At 68.9% G+C, this 18,051-nt stretch carries 22 protein-coding genes; 13 read left to right on the forward strand and 9 right to left on the reverse strand.

Going from position 1 to position 18,051, the window contains the following annotated elements; translation table 11 throughout:
• Positions 1-22: 22 nt before the first annotated feature.
• The 10 genes from Q5H91_RS12905 to Q5H91_RS12950 all read left to right on the forward strand — a co-directional run bounded on the left by Q5H91_RS12905 (position 23) and on the right by Q5H91_RS12950 (position 7,987).
• On the forward strand, positions 23-346 hold the full coding sequence (locus Q5H91_RS12905; RefSeq protein ID WP_305173828.1) for a DUF1476 domain-containing protein: 324 nt from the start codon (positions 23-25) through the stop codon (positions 344-346).
• Between the two features lie 4 nt (positions 347-350).
• Complete coding sequence (locus tag Q5H91_RS12910; protein WP_305173830.1) at positions 351-590, forward strand: BolA family protein; 240 nt, start codon at positions 351-353, stop codon at positions 588-590.
• A gap of 5 nt (positions 591-595) precedes the next feature.
• A complete protein-coding gene (grxD, locus tag Q5H91_RS12915; RefSeq protein ID WP_305173831.1) occupies positions 596-934 on the forward strand; it encodes a Grx4 family monothiol glutaredoxin in 339 nt (112 codons plus the stop codon).
• Between the two features lie 385 nt (positions 935-1,319).
• Positions 1,320-1,688 (forward strand): BlaI/MecI/CopY family transcriptional regulator, encoded by a 369-nt coding sequence (locus tag Q5H91_RS12920; RefSeq protein ID WP_305173832.1) that lies wholly within the window; start codon positions 1,320-1,322, stop codon positions 1,686-1,688.
• Positions 1,685-3,301, forward strand: a complete 1,617-nt coding sequence (locus Q5H91_RS12925; protein ID WP_305173833.1) for a M56 family metallopeptidase — start codon at positions 1,685-1,687, stop codon at positions 3,299-3,301. The genes Q5H91_RS12920 and Q5H91_RS12925 overlap by 4 nt, the downstream gene beginning before the upstream one ends.
• Before the next feature lie 81 nt (positions 3,302-3,382).
• The gene (locus tag Q5H91_RS12930) at positions 3,383-4,252 is read left to right on the forward strand and encodes an MBL fold metallo-hydrolase (RefSeq protein ID WP_305173834.1); all 870 of its coding nucleotides are present in this window, start codon (positions 3,383-3,385) and stop codon (positions 4,250-4,252) included.
• Positions 4,234-4,977, forward strand: a complete 744-nt coding sequence (locus Q5H91_RS12935; RefSeq protein ID WP_305173835.1) for a DUF4230 domain-containing protein — start codon at positions 4,234-4,236, stop codon at positions 4,975-4,977. The genes Q5H91_RS12930 and Q5H91_RS12935 overlap by 19 nt, the downstream gene beginning before the upstream one ends.
• A gap of 46 nt (positions 4,978-5,023) precedes the next feature.
• Positions 5,024-6,022, forward strand: coding sequence for a quinolinate synthase NadA (nadA, locus tag Q5H91_RS12940; protein WP_305173836.1), 999 nt, complete (start codon positions 5,024-5,026; stop codon positions 6,020-6,022).
• A 50-nt stretch (positions 6,023-6,072) separates the two neighbouring features.
• Complete coding sequence (locus Q5H91_RS12945; RefSeq protein ID WP_305173837.1) at positions 6,073-6,393, forward strand: DMT family transporter; 321 nt, start codon at positions 6,073-6,075, stop codon at positions 6,391-6,393.
• A 70-nt stretch (positions 6,394-6,463) separates the two neighbouring features.
• On the forward strand, positions 6,464-7,987 hold the full coding sequence (locus Q5H91_RS12950; protein ID WP_305173838.1) for a peptide chain release factor 3: 1,524 nt from the start codon (positions 6,464-6,466) through the stop codon (positions 7,985-7,987).
• Positions 7,988-8,437: 450 nt separating this feature from the next.
• On the opposite strand, the gene Q5H91_RS12955 is transcribed toward Q5H91_RS12950, so the two are convergent.
• The 5 genes from Q5H91_RS12955 to rpmF form a co-directional block, all read right to left on the reverse strand.
• The gene (locus Q5H91_RS12955) at positions 8,438-8,779 is read right to left on the reverse strand and encodes a MerR family transcriptional regulator (RefSeq protein ID WP_305173839.1); all 342 of its coding nucleotides are present in this window, start codon (positions 8,777-8,779) and stop codon (positions 8,438-8,440) included.
• 5 nt (positions 8,780-8,784) lie between these two features.
• Positions 8,785-9,090: an integration host factor subunit alpha gene (locus Q5H91_RS12960; RefSeq protein WP_305173947.1), complete on the reverse strand. Its 306-nt coding sequence runs from the start codon at positions 9,088-9,090 to the stop codon at positions 8,785-8,787.
• A gap of 76 nt (positions 9,091-9,166) precedes the next feature.
• Positions 9,167-10,135, reverse strand: a complete 969-nt coding sequence (locus tag Q5H91_RS12965) for a beta-ketoacyl-ACP synthase III (RefSeq protein ID WP_305173841.1) — start codon at positions 10,133-10,135, stop codon at positions 9,167-9,169.
• Complete coding sequence (gene plsX, locus Q5H91_RS12970; protein WP_305173842.1) at positions 10,132-11,160, reverse strand: phosphate acyltransferase PlsX; 1,029 nt, start codon at positions 11,158-11,160, stop codon at positions 10,132-10,134. Before plsX ends, Q5H91_RS12965 begins: the two co-directional genes overlap by 4 nt.
• A 23-nt stretch (positions 11,161-11,183) precedes the next feature.
• A complete protein-coding gene (rpmF, locus tag Q5H91_RS12975) occupies positions 11,184-11,363 on the reverse strand; it encodes a 50S ribosomal protein L32 (RefSeq protein WP_055841808.1) in 180 nt (59 codons plus the stop codon).
• Between the two features lie 209 nt (positions 11,364-11,572).
• Here rpmF and Q5H91_RS12980 point away from each other — a divergent pair, with 209 nt between their 5' ends.
• The 3 genes from Q5H91_RS12980 (at position 11,573) to Q5H91_RS12990 (ending at position 13,910) form a co-directional block, all read left to right on the forward strand.
• Positions 11,573-11,968, forward strand: a complete 396-nt coding sequence (locus Q5H91_RS12980; RefSeq protein WP_305173843.1) for a GNAT family N-acetyltransferase — start codon at positions 11,573-11,575, stop codon at positions 11,966-11,968.
• On the forward strand, positions 11,965-12,231 hold the full coding sequence (locus tag Q5H91_RS12985; RefSeq protein WP_305173844.1) for a GNAT family N-acetyltransferase: 267 nt from the start codon (positions 11,965-11,967) through the stop codon (positions 12,229-12,231). Before Q5H91_RS12980 ends, Q5H91_RS12985 begins: the two co-directional genes overlap by 4 nt.
• 65 nt (positions 12,232-12,296) lie before the next feature.
• Positions 12,297-13,910, forward strand: coding sequence for a M28 family peptidase (locus Q5H91_RS12990; RefSeq protein WP_305173845.1), 1,614 nt, complete (start codon positions 12,297-12,299; stop codon positions 13,908-13,910).
• Between the two features lie 5 nt (positions 13,911-13,915).
• Here Q5H91_RS12990 and Q5H91_RS12995 read toward each other — a convergent pair whose 3' ends face one another.
• The 4 genes from Q5H91_RS12995 to Q5H91_RS13010 form a co-directional block, all read right to left on the reverse strand.
• Positions 13,916-14,572: an MBL fold metallo-hydrolase gene (locus Q5H91_RS12995; RefSeq protein ID WP_305173846.1), complete on the reverse strand. Its 657-nt coding sequence runs from the start codon at positions 14,570-14,572 to the stop codon at positions 13,916-13,918.
• A gap of 37 nt (positions 14,573-14,609) precedes the next feature.
• Positions 14,610-15,494 (reverse strand): bestrophin family protein, encoded by an 885-nt coding sequence (locus Q5H91_RS13000; protein WP_305173847.1) that lies wholly within the window; start codon positions 15,492-15,494, stop codon positions 14,610-14,612.
• Between the two features lie 228 nt (positions 15,495-15,722).
• Positions 15,723-16,778 carry a dihydropteroate synthase gene (folP, locus tag Q5H91_RS13005; RefSeq protein WP_305173848.1) on the reverse strand — a complete coding sequence of 352 codons (1,056 nt, stop codon included), beginning with the start codon at positions 16,776-16,778 and terminating at the stop codon, positions 15,723-15,725.
• 10 nt (positions 16,779-16,788) lie between these two features.
• Complete coding sequence (locus Q5H91_RS13010) at positions 16,789-17,919, reverse strand: site-specific DNA-methyltransferase (protein WP_305173849.1); 1,131 nt, start codon at positions 17,917-17,919, stop codon at positions 16,789-16,791.
• Between the last annotated feature and the right edge of the window lie 132 nt (positions 17,920-18,051).

Raw genomic sequence — 18,051 nt, forward strand, 5'->3', positions numbered from 1 at the left:
AGAACCAGCGGGGAACCTCCACATGACCACCTTCGACGATCGCGAGCGGGCCTTCGAGGCGAAGTTCGCCCGCGACGACGAAATGGCGTTTCGCGTCACCGCCCGCCGTAACCGCCTGCTCGGACAGTGGGCGGCGGAGCAGATGCGGCTGACCCCGGAGGAAACCGACGCCTATGCCAAGGCGGTGGTCCAGGCCGATTTCGAAGAGGCCGGCGACGAGGACGTGATCCGCAAGGTGGTCGGCGACCTGACCGCGGCGGGCATCGACACCGACGATGCCACCGTCCGCCGCGCGCTCGACGATCTGGCGGTCGAAGCGCGGCGCCAGCTGATGGCGGCGCGCTGACGCCATGCCGATGGCCGCCGACGATATCGCCGCGATGATCCGCGCCGCCATTCCCGACGCCGAGGTCGAGATCACCGACCTGGCGGGCGACGGCGACCATTATGCCGCCCGCGTCGTCGCGCCCGGTTTCGCCGGGCTGTCGCGGGTGAAGCAGCATCAGGCCGTGTACGCGGCTCTGGGCGGCCGGATGGGGGGCGTGCTCCACGCGCTCCAGCTGACCACCGCCGCACCCTTGAAGGATTGAATAGCATGACTGACCAGATCGACACCGACGCCACCGCCCGCATCGACACGCTGGTCAAGAGCAACAAGGCGGTGCTGTTCATGAAGGGCAGCCCGCTCTTTCCGCAGTGCGGCTTCTCCAGCCGCGCCGTCGCGATCCTCAACCATCTCGGCGCCGAGTTCGAGAGCGTCGACGTGCTGCAGGACCAGGGCATCCGCCAGGGGATCAAGGCGTATTCGGACTGGCCGACCATCCCGCAGCTCTACGTCGACGGCGAGTTCGTCGGTGGATCGGACATCATGATGGAGATGTACGAGAGCGGCGAACTGGCCGAGCTGTTCGGCGCCGAGCGACCGGCGGCCTGAACTCTCCACGTCATGCCGGGCTCGTCCCGGCATGACCATGCTGCTCTGCGCGTATTTCGATCGAAAGGCCGGGTGCGGGTGGACCGGCGCGAGACCAGTTCGAGCACACGGCCCACCCTGCTGAAAGCGCTGAGGCTTCGGCTGTCCGGAACTTAGCAGGGTGCGTGCCAGTCCGACGAGCGCGACGCATTTCCGCGCACTACGCTGGTTAACGCCCCTCGGCACCATCCAGCACCTGTAAAGTCCACCGACGCCGATCGCGCCTTCGCTGCTTTGCCTCGCGCGCAATCGCCGGCCGGGCAGGGCGGACCGCCTCGCCACGACACCTGTTGACTACGAACGTAATCGCTGCAATTACAGGCGTAGTCGAGAGAGGAGCCGAGTCGTGGCCGAACGCATCAGCGATGCCGAGCATGTCGTAATGGAGGTGCTGTGGGACGAAGCCCCGCTCACCGCGCAGGACGTGGCCGAGCGGGTCGATCCCGATCGCGGCTGGAGCGCCAATACCGTTAAGACGCTGCTCGGCCGGCTGCTCGCCAAATCCGCCATTGCGCACCAGGAGGATGGCCGCCGCTACCTCTATCGCCCGCTCGTCGCGCGGGAGGACTATGTCTCGGGCGAGAGCCGTCGGCTGATCGACCGGCTGTTCGGCGGGCGGCTGACCCCGCTGGTCGCGCACCTCGCGGAGCGCGACGAACTCACCGCGCACGACATCGCCGAGATCGAGGCGCTGCTGAAGGAGCTGAAGGCATGATCGCCTGGGCCACCGAGGCGCTGATCGCCTCATCGCTGCTGATGCTGGTCGTCCTGCTGGTCCGTGCGCCGGTGCGCCGGCTGGTCGGGCCGCAGATCGCCTATGCGCTGTGGTCGCTGCCGGCGCTGCGCCTGCTCCTGCCGCCGCTGCCCGCCGACTGGCGCGAGCAGGCGGCGATGCCGATCAGCCGCGCCAGCGAGGCGGTGACGGTGCTGGTCCTGCCCGCCACGGCGCCTGCGCCCGTCGCCGTCGCAGCGGTGGAGGCGGCACCCGTTGCCGCGGCGCTGCCCTGGGGCATGATCGTCGCGATCGCCTGGGCATTGGGGGCGAGCGCCTTCTTCGTCTGGCACTTCCTGCGCCACCGCCATTTCTGTCGCAACCTGCTCGCCCAGGCGCGGCTGGTCGACGAGATCGACGGCGTCCGCGTCGTTGAGACGCCGGCCGCCGCGGGGCCGCTCGCCTTCGGGTTGCGGCTGGCGGGGCTGGGCCGCCGCTTCGTCGCCTTCCCGGACGACTTCGCCGACCGCTACGACGCCGACGAGCGCGAGCTGGCGCTGGCGCACGAGCTGGGCCACCACGCCCGCGGCGACCTGTTCGCCAACTGGGCGGCGCTCGCGGTGCTCGCGCTCCACTGGTTCAACCCGCTGGCGTGGCGCGCCTTTCGGGCCTTCCGCGCCGATCAGGAGCTGGCCAACGATGCCCGCGTCCTCGCCGGCCGCAGCCGGGCGGACCGCCACATCTATGCCTGCGCCATCGTCAAGGCCGCACATGGCGGCGCGATCGCCGCGACCTGTCACCTCCACACCATCACCGACCTGAAGGGGAGATTGAGGATGCTCACCATCGCGCGCGTCTCGCGCACCCGCCTTGCCGCCGGCGCGACCGCGGTCGTCACCCTGGTCGGCACCGGCCTGCTCGTCACCGCCTCCGGTACCCAGGCTGCCGCCGCGATCACCGCGCAGGTGGAGAACGCGACCGGCGTCCGCCTCGTCGCGCCACCTGCCCCGCCCGCGCCTGTCACCCGCACCGTACGGACCCCGCAGCACGTCGTGATCGTCAAGGACGGCAAGACAGTAACCTATGACGGCGACGCCGCCGCGCGCTACATCGCCGCGCATCCCGTACCGCTCGCACCGGTGCCGCCCGTACCGCCGCTGCCCGCCGCCGCTGCCATCGCACCCGCCGCTCCGCCGCCGCCACCCGGCGTCGTGGTGACCGGCGAGAGCGGCCAGCTGATCGTGTCGAACGGCGACTGCCATCCCGACCAGGGCCCGTCGGTCGTCAGCCAGGACCGTGACGGCAAGCGGGCCATGATCGTGTGCCGCAACCGCGTTCGCGCTATGGCGGACACTGCCGCCCGCGTCGTCGTCGATGCCGACGCGAGCGTCGCCGTGGCCGAGCGTCAGGCGGCCTATGCGGAGCGGCAGGCAGATTATGCCGAGCGTCAGGCCCGGATGTCCAACCGCGCCGGTCTGGCGCAGGCCACCGCCAGCATCCAGCTCGCCCGCCGCTCGATCGAGGCGAACCGCAACCTGACCGCAGACCAGCGCCGCGACGCGCTCGCCGGCCTCGACGATGCGATGGCCGAGGTGCGCGACGCGATGCAAGACTGATCGGGCAGGACTGATGGGGCAGGGCAGGGGCGGCATATGACCGCCCTTGCCAGCGCCGCCCGCAGCCGCCATCTGCCGATAATGGCCGATCTTCCCACCGGCGTGCCGATGCGGCTGGAGCCACTGGTCACCCGCATCCTGGCACCGAACGCCTCTGCCTATACCTACACCGGCACCCAGTCCTATCTGGTCGGCGACACCGACGTCGCGGTGATCGATCCGGGACCGGACGATCCCGCGCACCTCGCCGCGCTCCGGGCGGCGATCGCCGGGCGGGCTGTACGCGCGATCCTGGTCACCCATCATCACCGCGACCACAGCCCGGCCAGCCGCCCACTCGCCGTCGCGACCGGCGCGCCGATCATGGGGGCCGCGGCCTTCGAACCCGAGGACGGCGGCGCCCGCGCCGATGCCGCCTTCGATCCCGACTACCGCCCCGATCGCGTAATGGCGGAGGGCGAGCAGGTCGCCGGCGCCGGCTGGACGCTAACCGCGATCGCCACCCCCGGCCACACCTCCAACCACCTCTGTTTCGCGCTGGAGCCTACCGGGGCGCTCTTTTCCGGCGACCATGTCATGGGCTGGGCGACCAGCGTCGTCTCGCCGCCGGACGGGGACATGGGCGCCTATATGGCCAGTCTGGAAAAGCTGCTCGGCCGCGACGACCGCGTCTATTATCCAGGCCACGGCGACGCGGTCGACACGCCGCAGCGGCTGGTGCGCGGCATGCTGGGTCATCGCAAGCAGCGCGAGGGCCAGATCCTGCGCCTGCTGCGCGAGGCGGAGCAGGCGGTGCCGGCGATGGTCGGGCGCATGTACGCCGGCATCGACCCGCGGCTGCGCGGGGCCGCGGAGCGATCCGTGCTGGCGCACCTCTACGATCTCCGGGGCCGCGGCCTCGTCATCGATCACCCACGGGGCAAGGAAGAGACATGGCGGATCGCGGCGTGACCCCGGACCAGCCCGCGCCGGCGCCCGCGCCACGCGGCAATATCGGCACCTTCCTGGCCAAGGCGGGCGGGGTGATCGTCCTGCTGCTGCTGGCGTTACTGCTGGGGCTCTGGGGCGTGCAGCGCTATGTTACCAAGCGGCTGGCGCCCGACCCGACCTCGATCGCCGCCGCCAGCCTGGCGGGCCTGCGCGAGCAGAACCGCATGTCGGCCTTTGCCGCGCGCTATGTCGCGGTCGTCACCTCGCGCCAGTCGCAGCTCGGTTTCTCGGCGCAGAAGACGCTCATCATGCCCGGCTCGGTCCGCTACGAGGTCGATCTGGCCAAGCTGGGCGCGCGCGACGTGCGCTGGGATGCGGCCAGCAACACCCTGTCGGTGCGGCTGCCCCCGGTCGAGCTGGACGGACCGCAGGTCGATCTGGCGGCGATCCGCGAATATGGCTCGGGCGGGGTGCTGGCGACCTTCACCGATGCCGAGAAGCAGCTGGACGAGGCCAATCGCCGCGCCGGCCAAACCGAATTGCTGCGCCAGGCGAGCCAGCCGGCGATGATCCGCCTGGCCCGCGACGCGACGCGCCGCGCCGTCGAGAACAACTTCGCCCTGCCGCTCCGCGCCGCGGGGGTGGAGGCGAAGGTGCAGGTGGCCTTCGCCGACGAACCGGTCGCCAGCGACGAGCGGTGGGACGTGTCGCGCTCGGTCGAGGACGTGCTGGCGAACCGGCGCTGAAGACGGACCCTTGATCGCCGCGCCCGCGCGGTCCATCTCCGCGGGCATGGAACAGCCCATGAACCTCGCCGGTGTCGACCTGCGCGCCGAGATCGATCGCCTCCGCAAGGAGCGCAACGCGGTCATCCTGGCGCACTATTATCAGAAGCCCGAGCTGCAGGATCTCGCCGATTTCGTCGGCGACAGCCTGGACCTCAGCCGCAAGGCGCAGGCGACCGATGCCGACGTGATCGCCTTCTGCGGCGTGCGTTTCATGGCGGAGACGGCCAAGATCCTGTCTCCGCAGAAGATCGTCGTGTTGCCCGATATGGATGCCGGCTGTTCGCTGGAGGACAGCTGCCCGCCGGACCAGTTCGCCGCCTTTCGCGCGGCGCATCCCGATCACATCGCACTGACCTACATCAACTGCTCGGCCGAGGTGAAGGCGCTGTCCGACGTCATCGTCACCTCGTCCTCGGCGGAAACGATCCTGGCCAAGATCCCGCCCGAGCAGAAGATCATCTTCGGCCCCGACCGCAATCTGGGTGGCTATCTGGCGCGCAAGACGGGGCGCGACCTGCTGCTGTGGCCGGGGGTGTGCATCGTCCACGAGGCGTTCTCGGAAACCGAGCTGCTCAAGCTGCGCGCGCAGCATCCCGATGCACCGATCGCCGCGCATCCCGAATGCCCGGCGGTGATCCTCGACCATGCCGATTATGTCGGCTCGACGCGCGGCATCCTCGAATATGCCGGCGCTATGGCCGGCGATACGCTGATCGTCGCGACCGAGCCGCACATCATCCACCAGATGGAAAAGGCGATGCCGGGGAAGCGCTTCATCGGCGCGCCCGGGGCGGACGGGAACTGCAACTGCAACATCTGCCCGTACATGGCGCTCAACACGATGGAGAAGCTCTACGTGGCGCTCCGCGACTTGGAGCCGCGCATCGAGATGGACGAGGGGCTGCGCGTCCGCGCCAAGAAGAGCCTCGATGCGATGCTGGCGATGGCGAGCGGTACGGTGGGGCAGGGCGACCTGGGCCCGGCGAAGGTGACGGGGGATTGAGGATCGGCGCCCTTCCCCGTCAGGGAAGGGACTCAACAGAAAGGACCCCGATGCCCTGGCTGATCCTCCTTGTCGCCGGCCTGTTCGAGGTCGTCTGGGCCTATGCGATGAAGCAGTCGGCCGGTTTTACGCGGCTGTGGCCGTCGGTGCTGACGATCGCGGCGATGCTGGTCAGTTTCGGGCTGTTGTCGGTATCGATGCGCAGCCTGCCGCTGGGCACCGCCTATACCGTCTGGACCGGGATCGGCGCGGTCGGCGCGTTCCTGGTCGGGGCGGCGGTGCTGGGTGAGGCGCTGACCCCGCTGCGCATCCTCGCCGCGCTGCTGATCGTCGGCGGGCTGGTGCTGATGAAGCTGTCCAGCCCCGCCTGACGCCACCGATCCCTCTGTCCTATCGCGCCCGCTTCTGGCAGGGCGCAGCCTTTCCCGATCGAGACCGACCTTGACCTCTCCCCGCCGTACCTTCGCGATCATCTCCCACCCCGACGCGGGCAAGACGACGCTGACCGAAAAGCTCCTCTATGTCGGCGGAGCGATCCACCTCGCCGGCGAGGTGAAGGCGCGCGGGGCGAACCGGCGCGCCAAGTCGGACTGGATGAAGATCGAGCAGCAGCGCGGCATCTCGGTCACCTCCTCGGTGATGACGTTCGAGAAGGACGGCGTCACCTTCAACCTGCTCGACACGCCGGGGCACGAGGATTTCTCCGAGGATACCTATCGCACGCTGACCGCGGTCGATTCGGCGGTGATGGTGATCGACGCGGCGCGCGGGATCGAGGCGCAGACGCGCAAGCTGTTCGAGGTGTGTCGCCTGCGCTCGGTGCCGATCATCACCTTCGTCAACAAGGTCGATCGCGAGGGGCGCGCGCCGTTCGAGCTGCTCGACGAGATCGCCGATATCCTCGCGCTCGACGTCGCGCCGATGAACTGGCCGATCGGCATGGGCGGCGAGTTCGAGGGGATCATGGACCTGTCGAGCGGCCGGATCAGCCGGCCGGAAGGTGACAGCCGCACCTTCCAGGGGACGAGCGACGTCGACCCGCTGTCCGACCGGTTCGCCGAGGAAGTGGAGCTGGCGCAGGGTGGCTATGCCGCGTTCGACGAGACGGCGTACCGCAACGGCGACCTGACCCCGGTCTATTTCGGTTCCGCCCTGAAGGACTTCGGCCCGGCCGAGCTGATCGCCGCGCTCGCCGCCTATGCGCCGCCGCCGCGCCCGCAGCCGGCCGAGCCGGCGCCGGTCGCGCCCGACACCAGCGAGGTGACCGGCTTCATCTTCAAGGTGCAGGCAAACATGGACCCGCAGCATCGCGACCGCATCGCCTTCATGCGGCTATGCTCGGGTACCTTCAAACGGGGCATGAAGCTGACCCCGACCGGGCATGGCAAGCCGATCGCGGTCCACTCGCCGATCCTGTTCTTCGCGCAGGATCGCGAGATCGCCGACGAGGCGTTCCCGGGCGATATCATCGGCATCCCCAACCACGGCACGCTGCGCGTCGGCGACACGCTGTCGGAACGCGCCGCGGTGCGCTTCACCGGCCTGCCCAACTTCGCGCCCGAGATCCTGCGCCGCGTCCAGTTGAAGGACCCGACCAAGACCAAGCAGTTGCGCAAGGCGCTGGACGACATGGCCGAGGAGGGGGTGACCCAGGTCTTCTATCCGGAGATCGGATCGAACTGGATCATCGGGGTCGTCGGCCAGCTCCAGCTCGACGTGCTGCTGTCGCGACTGGACGCTGAATACAAGGTTGCCGCCGGACTGGAGCCCGCGCCGTTCGATACCGCCCGCTGGATCAGTGCCGCCGATCCCGCCGACCTGAAGGCCTTCACCGACCTGAACCGTGCCGCCATGGCCAAGGACCGCGACGGCAATCCGGTGTTCCTCGCCAAGAGCAGCTGGGAAGTCGGCTATGTCGCCGACCGCTATCCCAAGGTGAAGTTCGCCGCGACGCGCGAGCGGTGACCGTAGAGGGTGTAAGACGCCTCTTTTCCCGTCATGCCGGGCTTGTCCCGGCATCCAGGGCCGCGGGCGTGGAGCGTGATCCACCGAAACTGAAGCACCTACCCGGCAAAAGCCGGGGTCTAGTTGGGAGGATGTCGATGAAGTGCGTTGCACCTCGTCACGACGGCCTTCCCGACTGGGCCCCGGCTTTCGCCGGGTAGGCAAAGTGGCTGGTTCGATCCGGGCGGATCACACTCTAGAGGCGAATGCGATCAGGACTGCACGCATCGAGCCCCTCCCCTTCAGGGGAGGGGTTGGGGTGGGGCGCTTCCCTGGGTGGCGCGCCTGCGGATATGCCCCACCCCCGGCCCCTCCCCTGAAGGGGAGGGGTGCGCAGTCGTGATCGCAAATGGCTCTAGGCGTTCGATACTCTGGATGCCGGGACGAGCCCGGCATGACGGCGGTTGATGGCTACCCCTGCTCGTCCGCTGCCAATGCCGCGGCCAGCATCTCGCGGATCGCATGAAGGGCCGCGGCAGGCCCATCTGCGGGCACTGCCTTCTTCTCCGCCGCCAGCAGCTGCTGCACGCCACGGATCGTGTAGCCCTCGCGGTTCAGCAGCGCGTCGATGCGACGGACCAGCGCGGCATCCTCTGGCCGGTAGTAGCGGCGATTGCCCGCGCGTGTCAGCGGCTTCAGCGCCGGGAAGCGCGTCTCCCAGTAGCGGAGCACATGATGCGGCAGCCCGGTTTCGGCCGAGAGTTCACCGATCGTCCGGAGCGCCCCGCTCGCCTTCGGCGTGGGGGGCGCCATCGCGGTCAGGCGACGGGGGCCGCGACGATGCGGTCGCGCATCATCTGGCTGGCGCGGAAGGTCAGGACGCGGCGCGGCGCGATCGGCACCTCGACCCCGGTCTTGGGATTGCGGCCGACCCGCTCGCCCTTGTCGCGTAGCACGAAGGTGCCGAAGCCGGAAATCTTGACGTTCTCGCCGCGCGACAGCGACTCGCACATCTCGGTCAGGATCTGCTCGACGATCGTCGCGGAATCGGCGCGGCTCAGCCCAACCTCGCGGTGCAAAGCCTCGGCCAGATCCGCCCGCGTCAACGTACCCACGTCCGTCATCATCATCCCCTACACCCGCCCTTCGGTATACAATCGAATGGCCTGCTGAAAAGCCCCGATCGTTATACCAGGCGCCTCAGAATCGCACGACCGCGGCGCCCCAGGTGAACCCGCCACCCATCGCCTCCAGCACGACGATGTCGTTCTTCTTTACGCGCCCGTCGCGTACCGCCGTGTCGAGCGCGAGCGGCACCGACGCGGCCGAGGTATTGGCGTGCTGGTCGACCGTGACGACCACCTTCTCCGGTGCCAGCCCCAGCTTCCTCGCGGTCGCATCGAGGATGCGGGCATTCGCCTGGTGCGGCACCACCCAGTCGACCTGCTCGGCGGAGAGGCCGGCGAGCCCCAGCGACTCGGTCATCACCGATGCCAGGTTGACGACGGCGTGGCGGAACACCTCGCGCCCCTTCATCCTGAGCTTGCCGACCGTGCCGGTGGTCGAGGGGCCGCCATCGACGTAGAGCAGCTCGTTGTGCCGCCCGTCGGCGTGCAGCCGCGTCGCCAGGATGCCGCGTCCGGTGGCGTCGTCGCTCTCCTGCGCCTCCAGCACGATCGCGCCGGCGCCGTCGCCGAACAGGACGCAGGTGGTGCGATCCTGCCAGTCGAGGATGCGGCTGAACGTCTCCGCGCCGATCACCAGCGCGCGCGTCTGGACACCGGTGCGCAGCATCGCGTCGGCGACCTGCACCGCATAGAGGAAGCCAGAGCATACCGCCGCCACGTCGAACGCGACGCAGTCGTCGATGCCCAGCATCGCCTGAACCTTGGTCGCGGTGGAGGGAAAGGTCTGGTCCGGCGTCGCGGTCGCCAGCACGATCAGGTCGATGTCCTGCGCCGACAGGCCCGCCGCGGCGATCGCCGCGCTCGCCGCATCGCGGGCCAGCGTCGCCGTCGTCTCGTCCGGCCCGGCGATGTGGCGGAAGCGGATGCCGGTGCGCTCGACGATCCACTCGTCGCTGGTGTCGACTTGCCTCGCCAGCTCGGCGTTCGACACGCGCCGCACCGGCAGTGCCGAACCGGTGCCGATCACCACCGAGCGCTTCATGCCGCCGCCTCGAACTCGTTCAGGTCCTCGGCGATGCGCCGGGTCAGGTCGGCGCGGACCAGCTTGGCCGCGTTGCCGATCGCGGTCGCTACGCCCGTCTCGTTGGCGCTGCCATGGCTCTTCACCACCACGCCGTTCAGGCCGAGGAAGATCGCGCCATTGTGGTTGTTGGGATCGAGGTGATCGCGCAGCAGCTGGGTCGCCGGCTTGGAGATCAGGAACCCGACCTTGGACCGGACCGAGCTGGTGAAGGCGCGCTTCAGCAGGTCGGCGACGAAGCGGGCGGTGCCCTCGGCGGTCTTCAGCGCGATGTTGCCGGCAAAGCCGTCGCAGACGATCACGTCATGGTGTCCGCGGGCCAGCTGGTTGCCCTCGACGAAGCCGGTGAAGGCGAGCGGCAGGTGCGTCTGCCCCTTCAGCACCGCCGCCGCGTCGCGGATCTCGTCGGTGCCCTTCTGGTCTTCCGACCCGATGTTGAGCAGCGCCACGCGCGGCCGCTCCAGCTCGAAGATGATGCGGGCATAGGCCGCGCCCATCACCGCGAACTGCACCAGGTTGCGCGCGTCGCACTCGGTATTCGCACCCAGGTCGAGCATCACCACGTCATTGTCGCCCAGCGTTGGCAGCGGGGCGGCGAGGGCAGGGCGGTCGATCCCCGGCAGCATGCGCAGCGACAGCTTCGCCATCGCCATCAGCGCGCCGGTATTACCCGCCGACACCGCGGCATGAGCGCGACCCTGCTTCACCAGATCGATGGCAATCCCCATCGAGGTGCGCTTGGCGCGGCGGATCGCCTGGCTCGGCTTCTCGCTCGATCCCGTGATCTCGGGCGCGTGGACGATCTCGGAATGCTGGCTGAGGTTCGGGTGCGATTCGAGCCCGGCGCGAATCGCCGTCTCGTCCCCGACCAGCAGGAAGCGCAGGCCATCGATCCGGCGTCGCGCGCTGGCGACCCCGGCGAGCATCACCGCCAGCCCTTCGTCGCCGCCCATGGCGTCGACGGCGATGCAGGGCTGGTCGGTCATCGTCGATCGATCTCGTGCTGGGCTCAGGCCTCGACCGACACGACCTCACGGCCGTTGTAATGGCCGCAGGCGCCGCACAGGACATGCGGACGCTTCAGCTCACCACAGTTCGGGCACTCCTGGAAGGCAGCAACGGTCAGCGAGTCGTGACCGCGGCGCATGCCACGCTTGGAGGGCGAAGTCTTTCTCTTGGGGACGGCCATTGCGGCACCTTGTACGTGTGAACCGGTGGAAACAGGCACGGCCGCCGCCGGGCCATGACGGCCACGCCAGCGATCCGGAACCTATCGCGAAGCGCGGGCCTATAGCGGATCGGCGCAAATGCGCAAGCGATTGGCGCGTGATGGTGGTTGGCAGAGGGGCTGCCCTGAAGCCGCTGGCCCCCCAAACCTCTTCGCGGCATAGCGTGAGGATGAGCGATGTTCCCCTCGGCCCGATCGTGCACGAAGCCACACGGCCCCTGCCCGGACTCGCGCTACATAGCGGGAGAGCGGTGGCTCTGGCGCCGCTCGCCTCCTCGCATGTCGGCGATCTGTGGGACGCGGCGCGGTCTGCAGATACGTCTTGGACCTACCTCCGGTACGGACCGTTCCCGACCGAAGCGGCAATGGCAGCGCACGTCGAGCGCATCAAGGATCTGGAGCAGCAGCCATTTTTCGCGGTCGTCCCTAGATCGAGCGGCAAGGCCGAGGGATGGGCATCCTTTTGCGACATCGCGCCGGCGGACGCCGCGATCGAGATCGGCAGCATCTGGTTTTCACCGCGCCACGCAGGCACACGCCCGCGACTGAGGCGATATTCCTCTTGATCCAACATGCCTTTGCGCTCGGCTATCATCACGTCGTCTGGCGCTGCAACGCGTTGAATGCGGCGTCCATGCGGGCTGCGCGGCGGTTCGGGTTCACCTATGAAGGAACGTGGCGCGGGGATGGCATCGTCAAGGGAAGACGGCGCGACACGGCTTGGCATTCCATCTTGGAAAGCGAGTGGCCAGCCCAGCGTGACCGCTTCGAAGCCTGGCTGAATGACGCGAATTTCGATGCGGCAGGACAGGCCCTGACACCGCTGTAGTGCGCATCTCGCCATCGCAGTCACTGATCACTAATATGAGCCCGCCCTCCGGAGAAATGCCGCCGATGCAACGCCTTCTCGCCCTTGCCGCCCTGCCGCTGATCGCCGCTGCGCCGGCCGCCGATCCCGTTTCGCCCGCGGCGCTGTCGGCGGACGTGAAGGTGCTGGCGTCGGATGCGTTCGGCGGGCGGGCGCCGGGAACGCCGGGAGAGGCGAAGACGGTCGACTGGCTGGTCGCGCAGTTCAAGGCGGCGGGGCTCCAGCCCGGCGGGCCAGGCGGCAGCTGGACGCAGGCGGTGCCGCTGATTCGTACCCAGCTCGGCGAGGGCAATGTCACCGCCAACGGTACTAGCTGGGCAAGCGGGCGCGACGTGTATCTCTCCACCGTCCGCCCGGTCGATCGCGCGACGGTGGCGGGGGCGCCGATGGTGTTCGTCGGCTATGGCGTGACCGCGCCGGAACGTGGCTGGGACGACTTCAAGGGCGTCGATTTAAAGGGCAAGGTCGCGGTCTTCCTGGTCAACGATCCCGACTTCGAGGCGGCGGCGGGTGACGACGCGACCGGCAAGTTCGGCGGCCGGCGCATGACCTATTACGGGCGCTGGACCTACAAATATGAAGAGGCGGCGCGGCGCGGCGCCATCGCCGCGCTGATCGTCCACGACACGGCCGGCGCGGGCTATGGCTGGGCGACGGTGACGGCGCCGGCTGGCGAGAATTACGACGTAGCCACACCGCCCGCGCCGCGCGTGCTGCTGCAGGGCTGGATCGAAGGCGCGGCCGCGACCCGGCTGTTCGCTGCCGCCGGACTGGACCTGGCGCAGCTGCGAGCGGCGGCGCGGCGGTCCGACTTCAGGCCGGTCGCGCTGAAAGGCAGCGGCTTTTCCGCCGACCTGCCCGTCGCGGTGACGCGTGCGGAGAGCCGCAACGTGCTGGCCAAACTGCCCGGCCGGGCCCGGCCGGACGAGGTCGTCATGTATGGCGCGCACTGGGACGCTTATGGCGAGGGCGCGCCCGATGCCGATGGGCGGCGTATCCGGCCGGGCGCCAATGACGATGCGCTGGGCGTGGCGGGGGTACTCGCGATCGCGCGGGCGGCCGCCAAGGCGCCCCGGACGGCGCGGACGCAGCTGTTCGCGCTGTGGACCGGTGAGGAACGGGGGCTTCTGGGATCGGCCACGTACGCGGCCAATCCGGTCTATCCGGCAGCGAAGACGGTCGCCAACCTGACGCTCGACATCCTCCAGACCGCCGGTGCGTCGCGCGATGTAATGCTGGTCGGCGACGGGCAGAATTCGCTTGAGGATCTGCTCGCCGATGCCGCGCGGGCGCAGGGACGGGTGGTGACGCCCGAGGCGCTGCCGGAGCGCGGGCTGTTCTACCGCGCCGACCATTTCTCACTTGCGCGTCAAGGTGTTCCAACGCTGCTGCTGATGGCGATCAGCGGCGCGCCCGACCTGGTCAAGGGCGGGCGCACGGCCGGGCAGGCGTGGCTGGACAACTACATGCGCTGCTATCACCAGACCTGCGACAGCTGGTCGGCGGACTGGGACCTGACCGGGGCCGCTGCGGACGTCGACCTCATCCGCCGGATCGGCTTCGGGCTGGCGAGCGGCAGTGAGTGGCCGACGTGGCGGCCCGGTTCGGAATTTCGGGCGATCCGCGAAAAGAGCCGCTGATCCCGCTACTTGCCGAGCACCGCATCGCCCACGAACGGGTTGGTGCGGCGCTCGTGCGCGAAGGTGCTGGCGGGGCCATGACCCGGCACGAAGGCCACGTCACCGAGCGGCCACAGCTTTTCGCGGACCGAGCGGACGAGGTCGTCGAAGCTGCCGAGCGGAAAATCGGTGCGGCCGATCGAGCCCTGGAACAGCACGTCGCCGACCTGCGCGAAGTTCGACGGCGCATGATGGAATATTACGTGGCCGGGCGTGTGCCCCGGCGTCAGGTACACATCAAGCGTCAGGTTGCCGACTGTTACCGTGTCGCCATCGTCCAGCCAGCGATCCGGCTCGAATACCACGCCGCGGATGCCGTAGTTGCGGCCATCCTCGTCCAGCCGCGACAGCCAGAACCGATCGGCCTCGTGCGGACCCTCGATCGGCACGCCCAGATCGTCGGACAGCGGCTTCGCCTCGCCGGCATGGTCGATATGGCCGTGGGTCAGCAGGATCTTCTCGACCGTCAGCCCCTCTTTCGCGATCGCCGCCTTGATCCGGGGCAGGTCGCCGCCCGGATCGACCACCGCCGCCTTCATCGTCTCGGTACACCAGATCAGCGTGCAATTCTGCTGGAGCGGGGTGACGGGCACGATCGCGGCACGAAGGGGTGGCTGGCTCATGCCATCGTCCTGTCGTGGGGGAAGGCCGCGGTCAATCTCACCACAGCACCCCATCGACCGGCTTCAGCGGTTCGGGCGGGGCATCGCCGATCGCCTGGAGCAGATCGATCTCGATCGTCCGGCACATCGCCGACAGCGGCACGTCGTGCACCGTGTCGGCAAAGGGATCAACCAGGTCGTCGCCGATCTGGAGCACTGCCAGGAACATCAGCCCCGCGATGGTCGAACCGAGCGGCGTCGCGAAACCGAGCGATTCGACCAGCCCGATCGGCAGCAGCACGCAGAACAAATGAGTGAAGAAGGTCGGGAAGAAGCGATACTGGTTGGGCAGCGGCGTGTTCTTCAGCCGTTCCATCCCGCCCTGCGCATTGGCGATGTCGACCAGTACCGCCTCCATCTGGGTCTGCTGGATGGTGTCGATCCAGCCTTTCCGCCGGGCATCGTCGATGCGGCGGCCGGTGCCGTCGAGCAGCCCGTTGGCGGTGTTGACGCGGGCCAGCGCCGGCTCCGCCTCGCCCCGCGACAGGAAGCGCAGCACTTCGCCGTCGCGCTCCTGCCGACGCAACTGGCAGCGCAGCGCGTTCACATAGGCGATCTGGCGCAGCACGATCGAACGCTTCAGGTCCTGCGCGTCGGGATCGGGCAGGAAGTTGCGGGCAGCACGGGCGATGTTGCGCGACGCGTTGATCATCGCGCCCCACAGGACCCGGCCCTCCCACCAGCGCTGATAGGCGGAATTGTCGCGGAAGCCGAGGAACAGCGCCAGGGCCGAGCCGAACAGGGTGAGCGGCAGCGACGGTGCCTTGAACGGTAGGACGAAATAGGTGACCGTGACGATCACGTCCCACACCGCGAGCACCAGCAGCGGTTTCCACACCTCGCGCACGATCTGGCTCATGCGCGGTGCGGCGTCGACGATCATTCAGCTGTCTCCATCGGGGCAAGTCGGGCGAACGCGCGGCGCGTGCGATGGATGCTCTTTAAGCGAGGGGGCGGGGATTTATACAGATCAATCGTTGAGTGGTGTGCCGTCATCGGCTTCACCCATGTCCGTCATCCCCGCCTGCGGGATGACGGGAGAAGAGGACCAGGCCATTCCCCAATGACAATCAGGGGAAGATGTCCGAGGCGTGACGACAGGTCGTAGGAATTACCGCCCAACCAGCGCGCGATCTCGCAGGCCGCGCCAGATGCGCAGGGCCTGCACCGTCTCGGGCGCGTCATGGACGCGCAGCAACTGGGCGCCGGCGTCGGCGCCCCTGAGCGCAAGGGCGATGCTGCCGCCCAGGCGCTCGGCGACCGGGGCTTCATTCGACAGGGCGCCGATCATCCGCTTGCGGCTGGCCCCCAGCATCACGGGGCAGCCGAGTCCGTGGAACGTTGCGAGGCCGTTCACCAGTGCGAGATTGTCGGCCAGCGACTTGCCGAAGCCGATGCCGGGATCGACCATGATCCGCTCGCGCGCGACGCCGCCGGCTACGACGGCGTCGATCCGCGTTTCCAGCCAGGCGAAGACGTCGCCGACCACGTCCCGGTAGGTGACGCGGCCATGGCCGCCCTTGTCTGGATCGGGCGAGTGCATCAGCACGACCGGGCAGCCGGCGCGGGCCACGACCGCCAACGCGCCCGCATCCCACAACAGCGCCGAGACGTCGTTGACGATGCGCGCGCCGGCCGCCAGCGCGGCCTCCATCACCGCGGCCTTGCGCGTGTCGATCGACACCAGCGCGCCGCCGGCTGCCAGCCGCTCGATCACCGGCACGGTGCGGGCGATCTCGTCACCCTCCCAGACCGTGGTGGCGCCGGGGCGGGTCGATTCACCACCCAGGTCGACCAGCGCGGCACCCGCGGCGAGCATGTCGGTGCCGGTCGCGGCGGCGGCGGCGGGATCGTCCACGTGGCGACCGCCGTCCGAGAAGCTGTCGGGCGTGACGTTCAGGATGCCGGCGACCTGGGGCTGGTCGAAGCGCAACGTACGGTCGCCCAGCACCAGCGGCGCACGCGGCGCGACGATGCGCGCGTGGAGCGCGGCGGCGCGGACGCCGTGGCGGTCGATCTCGGCGACCGGCACGGTGATGCGATCGGCTCCGGCGGTCACCTCATAGGCGGAGAACCACAGCATCCCGCCGGCCAGTCGCGCGACCTCACCGTCCGGCAGGCCGACGGGCGTATCGACGAAGCGGACAGGGCGGAGATAGTCGACCAAGTGGCGGCCGTCAGGGCTGGGTCGCGAGCAGCCATGTCTGGCGCAGCGCATCGATCGGGCGGAGGCCGGCGCCGTCGGCTTCGTAGTGCCAGAAGGTCCAGCCGTTGCAGGCGGGCGCGCCCTGAAGCGCCGCGCCGAGCTTGTGGATCGAGCCGACCGCACCGCACTCGCTGACCAGGGATCCGTCGGCCCGCACGGTGACGCGGTAGCGGCGCTTCGCGTCGGTCAGGATTGCACCGGGGGTCAGATAGTCGTTCTCGACCAAAGTGCCGAAGGCGACCTTGGGCTGCTGGCGCGGGCTCTGCATCGTGGCGACGGCGGATTCGTCGAGCGGCAGCGCCGCCTCGATCCGCTGCGTCGCGGCAGCGACGTAGCCGCGTTCGCGCTCGATCCCGATCCAGTGGCGACCAAGCCGCTTGGCGACCGCGCCGGTGGTGCCGGTGCCGAAGAACGGGTCGAGCACCACGTCGCCCGGCTTCGTGCAGGCGAGCAGGATGCGATAGAGCAGCGCCTCCGGTTTCTGGGTCGGGTGGACTTTGTGGCCATCCTTCTTCAGCCGCTCCTGCCCCCCGCAGATCGGGAATTCCCAGTCGGAGCGCATCTGCAACTCGTCGTTCAGGGTCTTCATCGCGCGGTAGTTGAAGGTGTATTTCGCCTTCTCGCCTTTCGACGCCCAGATCAGCGTCTCGTGCGCGTTGGTGAAGCGTGTGCCGCGGAAATTGGGCATCGGGTTCGATTTGCGCCAGACGATGTCGTTGAGGATCCAGAAGCCAAGATCCTGCACCGTCGCGCCGACGCGGAAGATGTTGTGATAGCTGCCGATCACCCAGATCGTGCCGTTCGGCTTCAGGGTGCGGTGCGCCTCTGCCAGCCAGGCGCGGGTGAAGGCGTCGTAATGCTTCAGGCTGTCGAACTTGTCCCAGTCGTCGGTCACCGCGTCGACATGGGTGCCGTCGGGCCGAAACAGCTCGCCGCCGAGCTGGAGGTTATAGGGCGGGTCGGCGAAGATCATGTCGACCGACGCGGCGGGCAGCGCCTTCATCGCGGCGATGCAGTCGGCGGTCAGGATGGTGTCGAGCGGCAGCGTGGCGGAGTCGTCCGCGGCTGCGCGTGGCCGCGCGATCGTCTGAACTGCCCCCAAGTCCCGTCCCCTTCTGGTCGCCTACAGTGCCGCGCACGCGGAATCCGTCAAGCGGACAATGGTTAACGACAAGCCTTGCGAAACCATGAACGCCACGAGCGGGCGCGGTGGAGCGGTATGGGTAGCGGCCCG

The organism is Sphingomonas aurea (assembly GCF_030678875.1).
Classification (GTDB): Bacteria; Pseudomonadota; Alphaproteobacteria; order Sphingomonadales; family Sphingomonadaceae; genus Sphingomonas; species Sphingomonas aurea.